10 protein-coding genes and 2 pseudogenes are annotated in these 13,112 nt (G+C 75.9%); 1 reads left to right on the forward strand and 11 read right to left on the reverse strand.

The window, feature by feature from the left end:
* Positions 1-20 precede the first annotated feature (20 nt).
* The 11 genes and pseudogenes from ACZ58X_RS33230 to ACZ58X_RS33280 all read right to left on the reverse strand — a co-directional run bounded on the left by ACZ58X_RS33230 (position 21) and on the right by ACZ58X_RS33280 (position 11,764).
* Entirely contained in the window at positions 21-911 is an 891-nt protein-coding gene (locus tag ACZ58X_RS33230) for an SDR family NAD(P)-dependent oxidoreductase (RefSeq protein ID WP_470337301.1), read from the reverse strand.
* A complete protein-coding gene (locus ACZ58X_RS33235; protein ID WP_470337302.1) occupies positions 908-2,242 on the reverse strand; it encodes an MFS transporter in 1,335 nt (444 codons plus the stop codon). Before ACZ58X_RS33235 ends, ACZ58X_RS33230 begins: the two co-directional genes overlap by 4 nt.
* The gene (locus tag ACZ58X_RS33240; protein ID WP_470337303.1) at positions 2,239-3,465 is read right to left on the reverse strand and encodes an AMP-binding protein; all 1,227 of its coding nucleotides are present in this window, start codon (positions 3,463-3,465) and stop codon (positions 2,239-2,241) included. Before ACZ58X_RS33240 ends, ACZ58X_RS33235 begins: the two co-directional genes overlap by 4 nt.
* Positions 3,462-4,733 (reverse strand): ATP-grasp domain-containing protein, encoded by a 1,272-nt coding sequence (locus ACZ58X_RS33245; protein ID WP_470337304.1) that lies wholly within the window; start codon positions 4,731-4,733, stop codon positions 3,462-3,464. The genes ACZ58X_RS33240 and ACZ58X_RS33245 overlap by 4 nt, the downstream gene beginning before the upstream one ends.
* Positions 4,734-4,739: 6 nt before the next feature.
* Positions 4,740-6,446 carry a class I adenylate-forming enzyme family protein gene (locus ACZ58X_RS33250; RefSeq protein ID WP_470337305.1) on the reverse strand — a complete coding sequence of 569 codons (1,707 nt, stop codon included), beginning with the start codon at positions 6,444-6,446 and terminating at the stop codon, positions 4,740-4,742.
* 135 nt (positions 6,447-6,581) lie between these two features.
* Positions 6,582-6,833, reverse strand: coding sequence for a hypothetical protein (locus tag ACZ58X_RS33255; RefSeq protein ID WP_470337306.1), 252 nt, complete (start codon positions 6,831-6,833; stop codon positions 6,582-6,584).
* A complete protein-coding gene (locus tag ACZ58X_RS33260; protein WP_470337307.1) occupies positions 6,830-7,102 on the reverse strand; it encodes a phosphopantetheine-binding protein in 273 nt (90 codons plus the stop codon). Before ACZ58X_RS33260 ends, ACZ58X_RS33255 begins: the two co-directional genes overlap by 4 nt.
* A pseudogene (locus ACZ58X_RS33265) lies at positions 7,092-7,646 on the reverse strand (AMP-binding protein); the annotation flags it as partial. The pseudogene ACZ58X_RS33265 and the gene ACZ58X_RS33260, both read right to left, overlap by 11 nt.
* A 64-nt stretch (positions 7,647-7,710) precedes the next feature.
* Positions 7,711-8,247 (reverse strand): annotated as a pseudogene (locus tag ACZ58X_RS33270) (AMP-binding protein); the annotation flags it as partial.
* Positions 8,248-8,538: 291 nt separating this feature from the next.
* Positions 8,539-9,813, reverse strand: coding sequence for a hypothetical protein (locus ACZ58X_RS33275; RefSeq protein ID WP_470337308.1), 1,275 nt, complete (start codon positions 9,811-9,813; stop codon positions 8,539-8,541).
* A 247-nt stretch (positions 9,814-10,060) separates the two neighbouring features.
* Positions 10,061-11,764: a sensor histidine kinase gene (locus ACZ58X_RS33280; RefSeq protein ID WP_470337325.1), complete on the reverse strand. Its 1,704-nt coding sequence runs from the start codon at positions 11,762-11,764 to the stop codon at positions 10,061-10,063.
* Positions 11,765-12,087: 323 nt separating this feature from the next.
* Between ACZ58X_RS33280 and ACZ58X_RS33285 the strand changes: the two genes are divergently transcribed.
* Positions 12,088-12,951 (forward strand): universal stress protein, encoded by an 864-nt coding sequence (locus ACZ58X_RS33285; protein ID WP_470337309.1) that lies wholly within the window; start codon positions 12,088-12,090, stop codon positions 12,949-12,951.
* The last annotated feature ends 161 nt before the right edge of the window (positions 12,952-13,112 follow it).

Genomic DNA, 13,112 nt, shown 5'->3' on the forward strand with positions numbered 1-13,112 from the left:
CGGTGGCGGGGTTCGGGAGCTCAGTGGGCGGCCGCGGGCCGCCCGAGCCAGCCGCGGGCGAGGGCCTGGACGGTGGAGCCGTCCGGGTCGGCGAGCTTGGCGGCCAGGTAGTCGGCGGCCCAGGCGTTGGTGGGCACCCGGAAGGGCGGCCGCGGCTCGCGCAGGGTGCGGAGCACGACCTCGGCGACCTCCCGGGCGGGCTGGCCGGCCGACTCCCAGCCCGCGCCGCCGACCCAGTCCAGGTAGTCGGCGAAGGTGTCCGCGTACGGGCCGGAGGCGGCGTGCAGGGTGGCCCGGTTGACGTCGGGGAAGACGCCGAACCCGGTGTCCGGGACGAAGCCCGGCACCACCACCGAGACCCGGACCCCGTGCGCCGCCGCGACCGGGGCGAGCGCCTCCATGAAGCCCTCGACGGCGAACTTCGCCGCGCAGTACGCCTCGTTGAAGGGCTGCCCGACCACGCCGTGCACGCTGCCGACGGTGACCAGCCGGCCGCCGGCGGCGCGGAGCAGCGGCAGGGCGGCCCGGCTGACGGTGGCGACGCCGAAGAAGTTGACGTCCAGGTTGGCGCGCAGCGCCGCGTCGGTGGACATCTCCAGGGTGGGGTCGGAGTTGGAGACGCCGGCGTTGTTGACGACGGCGTCCAGCCGCCCGTACCGGCGGTGCACGGCGGCCAGGCAGTCGGTGACCGAGTCGGGGTCGGTGACGTCCAGCCGGCGGACGTCCACCGCTACCCCGGCGGCCTCGGCGGCGGCCCGCAGCGGACCGGCGCGCTCGGGCGCGCGCAGGGTCGCGACGGTGGTGTAGCCGGCCCGGGCGGCGGCGAGGGCGGTGGCCAGGCCGATGCCGGAGGAGGTGCCGGTGATCAGCAGGACCCGTCCGGCAGGGTCCACGGCGTCGGGCTCGTTCACGCGGCGCCCTGCTCCGTCGTGGTCCCGGTGACCGCCCTGGCGCCCGCCGCCTCGGTCCTCGCGCGCTCGGCGGCGTCCAGCAGCGGCTGGAGGCCGAGCGCGGGGACGAAGGAGCAGGCCGCCAGCAGGGTGCCGCCGGCCATGGTGAGGCGGGCGGCGTCCAGGACGCCGAGCGGTCCGGTGAGCAGCGAGACGGCGAGGCCGCCGACCAGGGCGGCGAGCGGGATGACGCCCCAGGTGACGGTCCGGAAGGCGGCGTGCATCACGCCCTGGTTGCGCGCGGACATCCGGGACTGCCGGGCGGGGGCGCTGCACACGTTGATGCAGGACATGAAGAAGCCGTAGCAGCCCATGGTCACGGCGATCACCGGGCCGGGCGGCAGCGCGGGCGCGGCGAGCACGCCGAGGCCGACCAGGCAGTGCAGCAGCAGCGACCAGGCCATCGTCCGGCCGAGGCCGAACCGCCGGGAGAGCCGGGGGGCGACCACGGCCCCGAGCAGGGCGCCGAGCGCCGCGACCGACATGGCGGCGCCGAAGACGCCGACCTGGACGCCCAGGCCACGGTAGGCGAGGACGGGCAGCACGGTGACGTACACCGGCCCGCCGCAGTTCAGCACCACGGCCGCCAGCACCACCCGGCGCAGCACCGGGTCGGCCCAGTTGAGCCGGAAGCCGCGGGTCAGCCGCTCCCGGACCGAGCCCTCCTCGACGGTCCGCTCGCCCCAGGGGCGCATCCGGCGGAAGCAGGCCGCCGAGACCAGGTAGCTGGCCGCGTCGACCAGCAGCGCGGCCACGCCGAGCGCGCTGTAGAGGGCGGCGGCGATGGACGGCCCGGCGACCTCGGCGACCGAGCCGCTGCCCTCCAGCCGGGAGTAGGCGCGGACCATGCCGTCCTCGGGGACGACGGCGGGGACGGCGACCAGGTAGCCGACGTTGAAGAAGATGGTCGCGCCGCTGATGACGGCCACACAGGCGAACAGCAGCGGGGTGGACAGCGCGTCCAGGGCGTAGGCGAGCGGGACGGCGGCGACGGCGGCCAGCCGGACCAGGTCGCAGACCAGCATGGTGAGGCGCTTGTCCCAGCGGTCGACCAGCACTCCGGCGACCGGCCCGAGCAGCGGGATGCCGAGGTACTGGGCCATCGCGACCACGCCGACCTGGAGGGCGGAGGCGTGCAGCACGAAGATCATCAGGGTCGGGACGACGAAGACGGTGACCTTGTCGCCGACCAGGCTGACGGTCTGCCCGGCCCAGAACAGGGCGAAGCTCCGCCCGAGCGGCGCGGGCCGGCCCGACTCCGCCGGACGGGCCCGGGCGGTGTCGGCCGTCATGACTCCTCCCGGACGACCAGGGCGGCGGTCTTGCCGGTGCGGCCGTTGCAGACCAGTTCGTCCACCGGGCGCACCCGGAAGGAGCCGGGGTCGTGCTGGAAGGCGGTGCCGAGGGTGATGGTGGCGGTGAACAGCTCGGTGCGCAGCCGTTCGACGTCCGGGGCGGGCGCCGGGCCGGCGGCCACCACCAGGAGTTCCACGCCGGTCGCCCGGCCGCCGCGCTCGGTGAGCACCACCTGGGCGCGGGCCACGCCCGGGGTGCGCTCCGCGCGGGCGACCAGCTCGTCCACGTCCAGTCCGAGGCCGCGCACCTGGACGACGCTGTCGCGCCGGCCCAGCACGCGCATGGCGGGCCCGGGGCGCCCGCACGGGCAGCCGGTCAACTCGCCCGCGTCGCCGGTGCGGTAGCGCAGCACCGGGTTGAGCATGGCGGGGTCGAGGGTGGTGAAGTCCAGCAGCCCGTCGTCGGCGGTGTGCACCAGTTGGTGCGGCAGCGGGTGGAAGACGTCGGCCCGGCAGTCCGGGGTGTTGGTGCCCACCACCCAGGTCTCGGTGCTGCCGAACATGCCCCAGCGGCGGGCCCCGGGGGCCACCTCGGCCAGGTCGTCGTCCAGTTGCGGCTGCCAGGCCTCGCCGAGCCAGAGCACCTTGCGCAGCGAGGGGAGCCGCAGCCCGGCGGCCCGGGCGTGGGCGAACCAGAGCCGCAGCACGCTGGGGGTGCCGCCGATGGCGGTGACCTGCCGGGCGGCGAGGAACTCCAGCCAGGCGCCGTACTCGTCCTTGGTGACCGAGCCGAGGGCGATGATCCGGCAGCCGGAGAGGTCGGCGAGGGCGGCGGCGAGGAAGTGCGCGCCCCACATCCGGCCGGCGCCCCAGGCGTTGACGAAGACGTCGGTGCGGTCGAGCGGCTGCCAGTGGGCGTGCACGCCGGCCATGTAGAAGCCGGTGGGGGCGTAGCCGATCTTCGGGGCGCCGGTGCTGCCGCCGCTCTGGAACAGCCAGGTGGCGGACTCTTCGGCGGCCGGTTCCAGGTGGGCCAGGGCGGTGTTGAGGTCGTCCCGGGCCAGTGGGGGGAGCTGGGCGAGCCGGTCGAGCGAGTCGGCGTCCAGGTGCCGCGGGTAGCGCCCGGCCAGGGCGGGCACGGCGCGCAGCCGGTCCAGGGTGCGCCGGGCCACGTGCAGCCGGGGCGCGGCGGCCTCGGGGGACAGCGAGAAGGCGGTCATCGGGGGTCCGTCCGGAGGGCAGGGGCGGGGACGAGAACGGGCGAGGGGGCGGTCCGGGGGGCGGGGGCGGTGCGCGGGACGGCGTCGAGGGTGAGCGGGCGGGCGCCGTCGGCGAGCCACCGGGCGTGGCCGTCCCGGTAGGCGGCGAACCGGGCGCGGGTGACGTCCCGTTGCAGGGTGCGGTGCGGGTCGGTGCGGTCCGGGGCGATCACGCCGTCCGGCTCCAGCTCGGAGAACCAGTACCGCTCGCCGTCGTACAGGAAGTCGACGCAGAAGAACGGGATCGGCAGCCGTTCGGCGAACCAGGCGGTGGCGGCGGCGAGTTCGGGCGGCACCGGGGGGAACTCCATGGCCCCGCCGCGGCTGGCGTTGGCGACCGGGGAACCGGGCTCGGGGGTGCGCTTCATCACCGCGTACGGCCGGCCGTCGACCACGTACACCCGGTAGTCGATGGTGCCGTCGCCCAGGTAGGGCTGGATCACCAGGGTGGTGTCGCCGCCCTGGGCGAGGCTGGCCAGGCCGCGGACCTCCTCCGGGTCGCGGGCCAGGTTGATCCCGCCGCCGCCGCACCAGCCGGCCGGTTTGACGATGGCCGGGTAGGTCATCCGCCCGAGCGCGACCTCGTAGCCGTACTTGGCGGTGTCCCGCCCGGTGCCGATCCGCACGGTCGGGATGGTCGGCACGGGGGAGTCGGCCAGGAACAGCAGGGTGGCCAGCTTGTCGTTGCCGATCAGCGACACCTGCGGGGGGAACGGCAGGTAGAAGCCCGCCTGTTCGAGCACCGCGTAGAGCGCGTACTGGTTGAAGACGTCCATCGACTGGTACGGCAGCGAGTAGAGCGCCGTGATGAAGAGGGTGTCCTCGGGGGTCACCAACTCGTCGTCGACGTACACCCGGGGGCGGCCGGGGCCGGTGGCGTCCACGCTGACGGCGTCCGGGGCGTGCCTGGTCCAGCGCAGGCCGAGGTCGGCGGCGCTCTCGGCGTAGAGGTCCCAGAAGAAGCCGTGCCACATCTCGGCCATCCGGGAGGACTCCCGGTCGGGGAAGATCCAGCACAGCCGGCGCAGCGGGCCGGCCGGGGCGGGGGTGGTCATCGTGCTCCTCGGGGTGCGGTGGCGGCGGACTGCCCGGCCCGCCGGTAGGCGGCCGGCCTCGGGGAGGGTGTCCACCGGGTCGTAGGAGGGGTGGCGCCGGGCCGGGGCGCCGGACGCTGCGGGGGTGTCGGGGGTGTCGGGTGGTTCGGGCCGGCGGAGGACGGGGTGGTCCACGGCGGCTTACCGGCCGGTGAGGAGGGTGGCGTAGCGGGTGCGCAGTTCGCGCTTGAGCACCTTGCCGGTCGGGCCGAGCGGGAAGTCCTCCGCGGTGCGGGCGATCCGGACGGCGGCGAGGGCGGCCAGCCCGGCCCCGGCCAGCGCCGCGTTGGCGGCGGCCCGTACGGCCTCGGTGTCGGCATCGGTCGCGTCCGGCTGCAACTGCACGACAGCGATGGGGTGTTGGCCGGCGCCGGGGCCGGCCGGGACGCCGACCACCGCGCAGTCCCGCACCAGGTCGGCGCAGTCCGCCAGCAGCACCTCCTCGATCGGCAGGCTGTAGACCGGGCCGGCGGCGGTGTCGATGACGTCCACCGTGCGGTCGAGGTGGTGGAAGCGGCCCTCGGCGTCCCGGCGGGCGACGTCGCCGGTGAGCCAGTAGCCGGCCAGTTCGAAGCTGGCGGTCAGCCGCTCGTCGTGCCAGTAGCCCGGGGTCAGCGAAGGCGTGTCGACGGCGAGCAACCCGACCGTGCCGTCCGGGAGTTCGGTGCCGTCGTGGTCCAGCACGGCGGCCCGGCGGACGACTTCGAGCGGCTTGCCGACACAGCGGTCGTCCCGTTCGCTCTCCGGCGTGGTCACCTGCCCGAACAGGGCCATGCCCAGCTCGGAGGAGCCCAGTCCGTCGATGAACTGCGAACCGGGCAGGGCGGGGTGCTCGGCCCGCTCGCTCGGCAGCAGCCAGGGGCGGATCAGCCCGGCGGGCCGCTCGCCGAGGGTGACCAGTCGACGGACGTGCCCGTGGTGGGCGCTGTCGCCGGTGTTGAACCAGGAGTGCACCCGGGCCGCGCCGCGCACCGGCAGCTCCCCGGTGGCCAGTTCGACGAAGGTCCGCGGGAAGGAGGCGACCATGGTCGGCTGGAAGGCCTCCATCACCGGCTCCACCACGGCGCGCCGCCAGTCGGACATCACCACCGTCGGCAGGCCGAGCAGGACGGCGGTGAGGAAGTAGCTGAGGCCGCCGGCGTGGGTGTGCGGCATCAGCGACATCAGCCGGTCGTACGGTTCGGCGGGGAAGCGCACCATGCGGGGCTGCTTGCCGTCCCAGAAGCCGCGGTGCGCCAGCATGGTGGATTTGGGGGTGCCGGTGGTCCCGGAGGAGTGGATCAGCGCCACCACGTCCCGGTCGGCGTGCCGGTACGGGTGCTCGGCGGGCAGCTCGACGGCGGCGGCGTCGAAGGCGCGCACCTCGGCGGCGAGGGCGAGGAAGCGGGGGCGGCGCTGCGGGTCGGCGCGGTAGGCGGCGGCCAGTCGGGTGGTGTCGTCGGCGACCACGCCGACCACGCCCACGTGGTCCAGGTAGCGCACCATGACGTCGTGCCGCATCGCGTCGTTGACCAGCGCGGGGACGGCGCCGAGCGAGGTGAGCGCGAGGAAGTGCAGCAGCGGCTCCAGCCCCTCGCCGATCACCACGGCGACCGGCTCGCCCGGGCGCACCCCGTTGGCGTGGTACCAGGCGGCGTAGCGGTCGCGCAGGGCGACCAGGTCGAGCAGGCTGTGGCCGCGCAGCACCACCTGGCCGCGGTGGTCGGTGCGGTGGGTGAAGACGAACGGCACCGCACGGTGGGGGTTCGCCGCGACCGCGTGGTCGAGGAAGTTGCCGGCCCCGAGGGCGGGTTCGGTCATCAGCCGCTCGCGGGCGGCGAGGGGGGCGATGGGACTCTGGTCGCTCATGGCGGTCTCCGGACGTGGGGTGCCGGGCGCGCGGCCTCTCGGGCGGGCGCCTGGGCGTGGTGACGGGTGCGGGGTGTGCTGCGGAATGCGCTACGAGGTGTGCTGCTGGGTGTGCTGCGGGGCGTGGTGCGGGGCTCAGCCGCGGGCGCCGCCCGCGCTCCGGTCCTGCGGGGCGCCGCCGGCGAAGGCGTTGAGGTGGCGCAGGCCGCCGCCGGAGCGCAGGGAGAACGCGAGGCGCCGGACGGAGATCACGGCCGGGTCGGCGGCCAGGGCGAAGCGGCTGGCGCCGAGCATCCTGGTGGGGGTGGTCTTGAGGCCCAAGCCGCCTGCCGGCGGGTGGAGTTCGGCGTGCCGGCCTTCCCCGGTGCGTCTGTGGTCCTCGTTCATGCGGTGGCCGCGATGCGTCGGGCCAGGCCGGCCGGGGTGGGGGCGAGCAGGAAGTCCTCGAAGGTCAGCTCGACGCCGTGGGTGCGGGCGACGGCGCTGAGCACCCGGGTGGCGACCAGGGAGTCCCCGCCCAGCTCGAAGAAGTCGGAGTCGGCGGTGACGTCCTCGCGTTCCAGGATCCGCCGGAAGACGGCCGCCAGGGCCTCCGTACCGGCGGGGGCGGGGGTCGTGGAGGCCGGGGTCGCGGAGGTGGTGCGGTCAGTGCTCATGGGAGGTCTCCTTCGACCTGTCGGGGGGAGCCGCGTACCGCAGGTGGCAGCCGGCCCGGTCGACCTCCGGGTGGCCGGTGAGGTGGTGCTCCACCTCGGCCGGGTCGACCCGGATCCCGCGGACCTTCAACTCGCCTTCCAGGCGCCCCTGGTGGGTGAGGGTGCCGTGCGGCTCGCGGGCCACGCGGTCGCCGGTGCGGAAGAACCGCTCGCCGTCCAGGGTGGTGAAGCGGGCCGCGGTGGCCTCGGGCAGGCCGAGGTGGCCGAGCGCGAGGGCCGGGCCGCCGATCAGCAACTCGCCCTGCTCGTCGAGGCGTTCGACGACGTGCGGCAGGGCGCGGCCGATCGGCGCCCGGCGGGTGCCGTCCCAGGCCCGCCCGGGCGTCGCCGCTGGGCCGGTGAGGTCCACGGCGTGGGTGAGCCGGGTGGTCTCGGTGCAGCCGTAGGTGTTCAGCAGCCGGATCCCGCCGGTCGGCAGCCGGGCCCGGTCGGCCGGTCGGGCGGGTGCGGGCGCCTCCCCGCCGATCACCAGCAGGCGCAGGCAGGAGGGCGGCCGGTCGCCGGAGGTCCTCGGGGGTGAGCCGGAACAGCCCGCCCAGCGCGTGGGCGACGGCCGTGACGGCCCGGCGGGGAGTCAGGACGGGTTTCGGCTGCCCGGTCGAACCCGACGTGAAGAGAATGCAGGCCGGTTGTTCCGGTGCCACCGCGGACGGGTGCGCCGGGGGGTCCCCGGGGATATTCGGAGGTTCTACGGTCGGCTTCGGTAACTCCACTAATCGGATTGCGAGTTGGAGGCGGTCGCCGGTGCTTCCGGAGACCGTGGTGCGGCACTGTGCGGCCGCCGCCATCGCCTGTCGGCGGGCCGGTGGGAATGCCGGGTCGACGGGGCAATAGGTGCCCCCGGCGGTCAGCACGCCGAGTAGTGCGACCACCGTTTCCGGTGCGTGGACGGCCGGCACGGCGACCATGCCGGGGTTCGGTCCCAGGCGGGTGGCCAGGGCGTTCGCCGACTCCAGCAGTCGGCCGTAGGTCAGGGCGGGTCCGCGGTGGACGATCGCCGGACGGTGGGGATTTCGACGTGCGAAATCCCGGAAGACGTCAAGTAGGTCGGGGGCGACCCGGGGGAAATCGTGGTTATTTGACATGCCCGCCCCAAATGCGCTGAGAACTGCTCATCCGTGCTCGGCGAACGGCGACTCTACCTTCGAACATGCGTGGCGACAATGGATGTTGAGGGTGTTCTTCCAAGGCTCCGTGGCGGAACTGTGAACTGCTCCCGACCGGCGTGTTCGTTCGGGTGAGGACGGTGCTCGGCTACGACGCCGAGGCGCGCGCCTACGACGCCGGGCACTGTCCGACCATGGAGCGCCCCGAGGAGTTCACCGCCCACCCGCTCGGCTCCCCGCGCTCGCCGACCGCGCGGTGGTCGGCCCCGCTCAGTGCGGGTCGCCCGCGATCCGCCCGGCCAAGGCCCTTACCGTGGGTGGCAGTTCGCGCAGCCGCAGGGCGAGCAGCGGCAGCGCCAGGCCCAGGTAGACCCAGCTGAGCACCAGCCGGGAGGACTCACCGGGCAGGGCGAACTGGACGGCGAACAGCACCAGCAGCAGAGCGGCCTTCCAGGGCAGGAACCGCAGGTCGAGGAGGAGGACGACGGCGAGGACGGTCTGGGCGGCGGTCAGCAGCACCTCGTCCACCTGGCGCTCGACCAGGGGGAGCGAGGCCGGGCCGCCGCCCAGCAGGTGGGCCAGCGGCAGGCAGCCGATCAGCAGGGTCCACTGGTTGACCTTGCTGGAGAGCAGCGCGCCCAGGCCGTCGTCGCCGCGCAGCCGCCAGGCGAACACCACGGCGACGATCAGCTCCGGGGCCTCGGAAGCCAGCGGGGCGAGCCACTGCACCAGCAGGAAGCGGTCGATGCCGAGCGAGGAGCCGGCGTCCACCAGCGAGGTGGCGAAGGGCTCGGCGCAGGCGAAGACCACGGCCGCGGCCACGAGGAACACCAGGACGGTGACGGGCCGTCGGCGGGCCCTCGGCAGCAGCGCCAGCCGGGCCGGGACACCGACGAGCTCCTCCTCGTCGGTCTCGCTGCAGCGGCTGATCCGGAACAGGTAGTAGGCGTACCAGGCGATCAGCACCACGGCGAGCAGCCAGGAGATCCGCCGCATCGCCGGCATCACGAAGGCCACCAGCGCGGCGGCCCCCAGGAACGCGGTGTCGATCCGGCGGTGCTCACGCAGCACGATCCCGGGGGCGACGCCGCGGCGCCGGGCGGCCAGGTACGCGGCCAGTGCGACCAGCGGCCAGCCGACGCCGACCAGCAGCCGGTTGGCGCCGGTCATGTTGGCGGCCGCGTAGGCGGCGTACTCGGGGCGGGTGCCGGCCGTGTAGGCGAACCAGAGGTCGACGGCGTACTCGGGCAGCACCGCGATGAAGGCCAGCAGGGCGAGCGCCAGCGGCCCGGAGATGTCCGCCCGGGCGGTCTCCGCCGCCCACATCAGCAGCAGCGCCGCCGACAGCACTCCGAGGCCGAACAGCAGCATGGCCGGCACCGGCGAGGGGTGGATCCCGGCCAGCCGCAGCACCACCGCGGGCAGCGCGCCGGCCGCGGCCGCCGCGAGCCGCAGCGCCGTCACCGACCCGCTGGGCGGCGGCCCGGACGGCACCTTGGCGGTGCCCGGGGTCGGGGTGGCGGTCGCGGGTGACTCGTGGGCCATCGGCCGTCCTCGTGCTCGACGCTCGGCGGGGCGCACGGCGCGGGCTCGGCGCAACGCTCGGGGGACGCGAAGCAGGCTAGGGGCGCCCCGGGGGCGGTGGCGCCGCTACGGGGCCGGGCCGCGGCGGAGTTCCCCCGTACGGCGGTGGGCGTGGCGGATACGGGCGCGGCGGATACGGGCGCGGCGGATACGGGGGCACCGGGTACAGGGGCGCCGGGCGCGGGGTGGCCGGGTGCGGGGTGGCCGGTCAGGACCCGAGCGGGGCCTCCCACACCAACCGGGTGCCGCCGCCCGCGTCGTCCGCCGGGCCGTGGGTGAAGGCCCCGCCGACCCGCTCGGCGCGTTCGGCGAGGTTGCGCAGCCCGCTGCGCCGGCCGCCCTCGGGGATGCCCGTGCCGTCGTCCGTGACGGTGAGCACCACCCGCCCGGCCAGGGCCCGCAGGGTGACCTCGACCCGGCGGGCCCGGGCGTGCCGGGCGGCGTTGCTGAGTGCCTCCGCCAGCACGGCGACCACGTGCTCGGCCAGCTCCTGCGGGACGTCGGTGTCCAGCAGCCCCTCCAGGCTGAGCCGGGGTGCGAAGCCGAGCGGCCCCTGGGCCTCGGTGACCACCCGGGTGGCGCGGGCGCGCAGGCCGCGGTCGGGTTCGCTGTGGGCGCGCAGGCCGAAGATGGTCGAGCGGATGATCTTGATGGTCTCGTCCAGGTCCGCCACCGCCCGGGCGACCCGGTCGGCGGCGGCCGGGCTCTCGATCAGCCGGGTCGCGCTCTGCAGCGTCATCCCGGTGGCGAAGAGCCGCTGGATGGCCAGGTCGTGCAAGTCCCGCGCGATCCGGTCGCGGTCCTCCAGCAGGTTCAACTGCTCGGCGTCGCGCCGCCGTTCGGCCAGTTCCAGGGCGAGCGCCGCCTGGTCGGCGAAGCCCAGCAGCGGGCCGGTCTCGTCCGGCCCGAAGGCGGGCTGCCCCTGCGCCCGGGCCAGCAGCAGCACGCCCCGCCCGTACCCGGGGCCGGTGCCCAGCGGCACCGCCACGGCCGGGCCCAGCCCGTCGAAGCGGCCCGCCGGACCGGCCGGGAAGCGGGCGTCGCAGGCCAGGTCCTCGCTGGTGGCCGGGGAGCCGGAGGCGTACGCGGCGCCGGAGAGCGTGCCGTCCACCGGCACCGTCACCCCCAGCCGGGCGGCGGGCTCGGCGCCGAGCGCGACCTCCACCGCCAGTTCCTCGGCCCGCTCTCCCGGCCCGGCCAGTGCCACCGAGACGTCCGCCAGCTCGGCCCCGGCGATCTCCCGGGCCCGGCGGGCGATCAGCTCGACCACCTCCAGGCGCGGCGCGCCCGACAGCAGGCTGCGGGTGATCTCGGTGCTCGCCCGCAGCCAGCGCTGGCGCAGCTGGGCCTCCTCGTACAGCCGGGCGTTGTCGATCGCGACCCCGGCGGCGACCGCGAGGGTGGCGATCACCGCCTCGTCGTCCTCGTCGAAGTCCAGCCCGCCGCGCTTGTCGGTCAGGTAGAGGTTCCCGAACACCTCGCCGTGCACCCGCACCGGCACCCCCAGGAAGGTGTGCATCGGCGGATGGCCGGCCGGGAATCCGGCCGAGGCCGGGTGCTCGGACAGCACCGGGCAGCGCAGCGGCTGCGGGTGGCGGATCAGTTCGCCGAGGATGCCCCGGCCGGAGGGCGGCGGGCCGATCTCTGCGATCTCCGCGTCGGACAGGCCGACCGTCAGGAACTGCGACAGGGTGTGCCCGTCCGGGCCGATCACGCCCAGCGCGCCGTAGCGGGCGTCCACCAGGTCGACGGCGGCCTCCACGATCCGGTGCAGCGCCTGGGCGAGGTCCAGTTCCCGGCCGACCGCGAGGACGGCCTCCAGCAGGCTGTGCACCCGGTTCTGGGTGCCGCGCGCCGCGTCGATCCGCCACTGGAGCTCCTCCAGCAGCTCGTCCAGGCGCAGCCGGGGCATCCGCGCGCCGCCACCCGCCGCGCTGCCGTCCGCTCCGCCCACCGCTGTCCTCCTCGTTCCCGCCCTGCCCCGCCGACCCACCCCGACCGGGCCGATGCGGGGCCGTCCGACCAGCGGGAACGCTCTGGACAAACCGTAGTGCCCGGGTGTCGGCGCAGTGGCGGCCGGGGTCGCCCGTACTGTTCGGCGGGGGGTCTTTCGTCCTGGGGGCGGGGGGCTTGCGGCCTCTGGCGGCGGGCCGTCGGCGGACGACAGGGTGGGAGCAGAGCGGACGGGGCGTCAGCGCGCGCCGTCCCCGGTGCCGAGACAGTGGAGGAACCGTCATGACGTCAACCGTGGTGGCCGGGGTCGACGGCTCGCCGGCGAGCACCGCCGCCGCCCAGTGGGCGGCCGAGGAGGCGGCGCGGCGCGGGGCGGCGCTGCGGCTGGTGCACGCCTGGCCGTGGCTGACCGACGGGGTGTCCTCCTACGCCGAGCCCGACGACCTCCCGGCGGCCGCCGAACGCACCCTGGCCGAGGCCGCGGACGCCGTCCGCCGGCGTCGCCCGGAGCTCGTGGTGGACACCGACACGGTGCTGGACGCCCCGGTGGACGGGCTGGTGGCGGCCGCCGCCGACGCCGAGCTGCTGGTGCTCGGCTCGCGCGGACGCGGCGGCTTCACCGGGCTGCTGCTCGGCTCGGTCAGCATGGCGGTGGCCGGGCGCAGCGGCACGCCGGTGGTCGTGGTCCGGGAGGTCGGGTCGGGCGCCGAGGGGGCGGGGTCCGGCGAGGTGGTGGTCGGCGTGGACGCCCACGCGCCCGAGGAGGAGGTGCTCGCCTTCGCCTTCCAGGAGGCCGCCCTGCGCGGCGCCCGGGTGCGGGCGGTGCACGGCTGGGACCTGCCGCCGCTGTTCGGCTACGCGGGCGGGGCCGTGCCGGCCGGGGAGGTCGCCCAGTTGGAGGCGCTGGAGGCGAAGCTGCTGTCGCTCGCCCTGGCCGGGCCGCGCGAGCGGCACCCGGCGGTCGAGGTGGTCGAGGACGTCCGGCTGGGCGCCGCGCGCGGCCTGGTGGAGGCCTCCGCCGGGGCCGGGCTGGTGGTCGTGGGCCGGCGCCGCCGTCCGATCGAGCTCGGCCCCCGGCTCGGCCGGATCGCCCACGCGGCACTGCACCACGCCGAGGCCCCGGTGGCGGTCGTCCCGCACGGGTGACCGACGCCCCGGCGGCCGGTCGAGGAGACGCTCGGCTGAACGGGCCCGGGGGGGGGGGGGGGGGGGGGGGGGGGGGGGGGAGTAGGGGGGGGGGGGGGGGGGGGAAGGGGGGGGGGAGGGGGGGGGCGGGGGGGCAGGGGTCGCGAGCGGCATTCGCACCG

This window comes from Kitasatospora sp. NPDC040550, assembly GCF_055594965.1.

Coding starts and splice junctions, on each gene's coding strand:
- ACZ58X_RS33235 (WP_470337302.1), bottom strand. CDS start 2,242: ATGACGGCCGACACCGCCCGGGCCCGTCCGGCGGAGTCGGGCCGGCCC.
- ACZ58X_RS33240 (WP_470337303.1), bottom strand. CDS start 3,465: ATGACCGCCTTCTCGCTGTCCCCCGAGGCCGCCGCGCCCCGGCTGCAC.
- ACZ58X_RS33250 (WP_470337305.1), bottom strand. CDS start 6,446: ATGAGCGACCAGAGTCCCATCGCCCCCCTCGCCGCCCGCGAGCGGCTG.
- ACZ58X_RS33255 (WP_470337306.1), bottom strand. CDS start 6,833: ATGAACGAGGACCACAGACGCACCGGGGAAGGCCGGCACGCCGAACTC.
- ACZ58X_RS33260 (WP_470337307.1), bottom strand. CDS start 7,102: ATGAGCACTGACCGCACCACCTCCGCGACCCCGGCCTCCACGACCCCC.
- ACZ58X_RS33275 (WP_470337308.1), bottom strand. CDS start 9,813: ATGGCCCACGAGTCACCCGCGACCGCCACCCCGACCCCGGGCACCGCC.
- ACZ58X_RS33280 (WP_470337325.1), bottom strand. CDS start 11,764: ATGCCCCGGCTGCGCCTGGACGAGCTGCTGGAGGAGCTCCAGTGGCGG.
- ACZ58X_RS33285 (WP_470337309.1), top strand. CDS start 12,088: ATGACGTCAACCGTGGTGGCCGGGGTCGACGGCTCGCCGGCGAGCACC.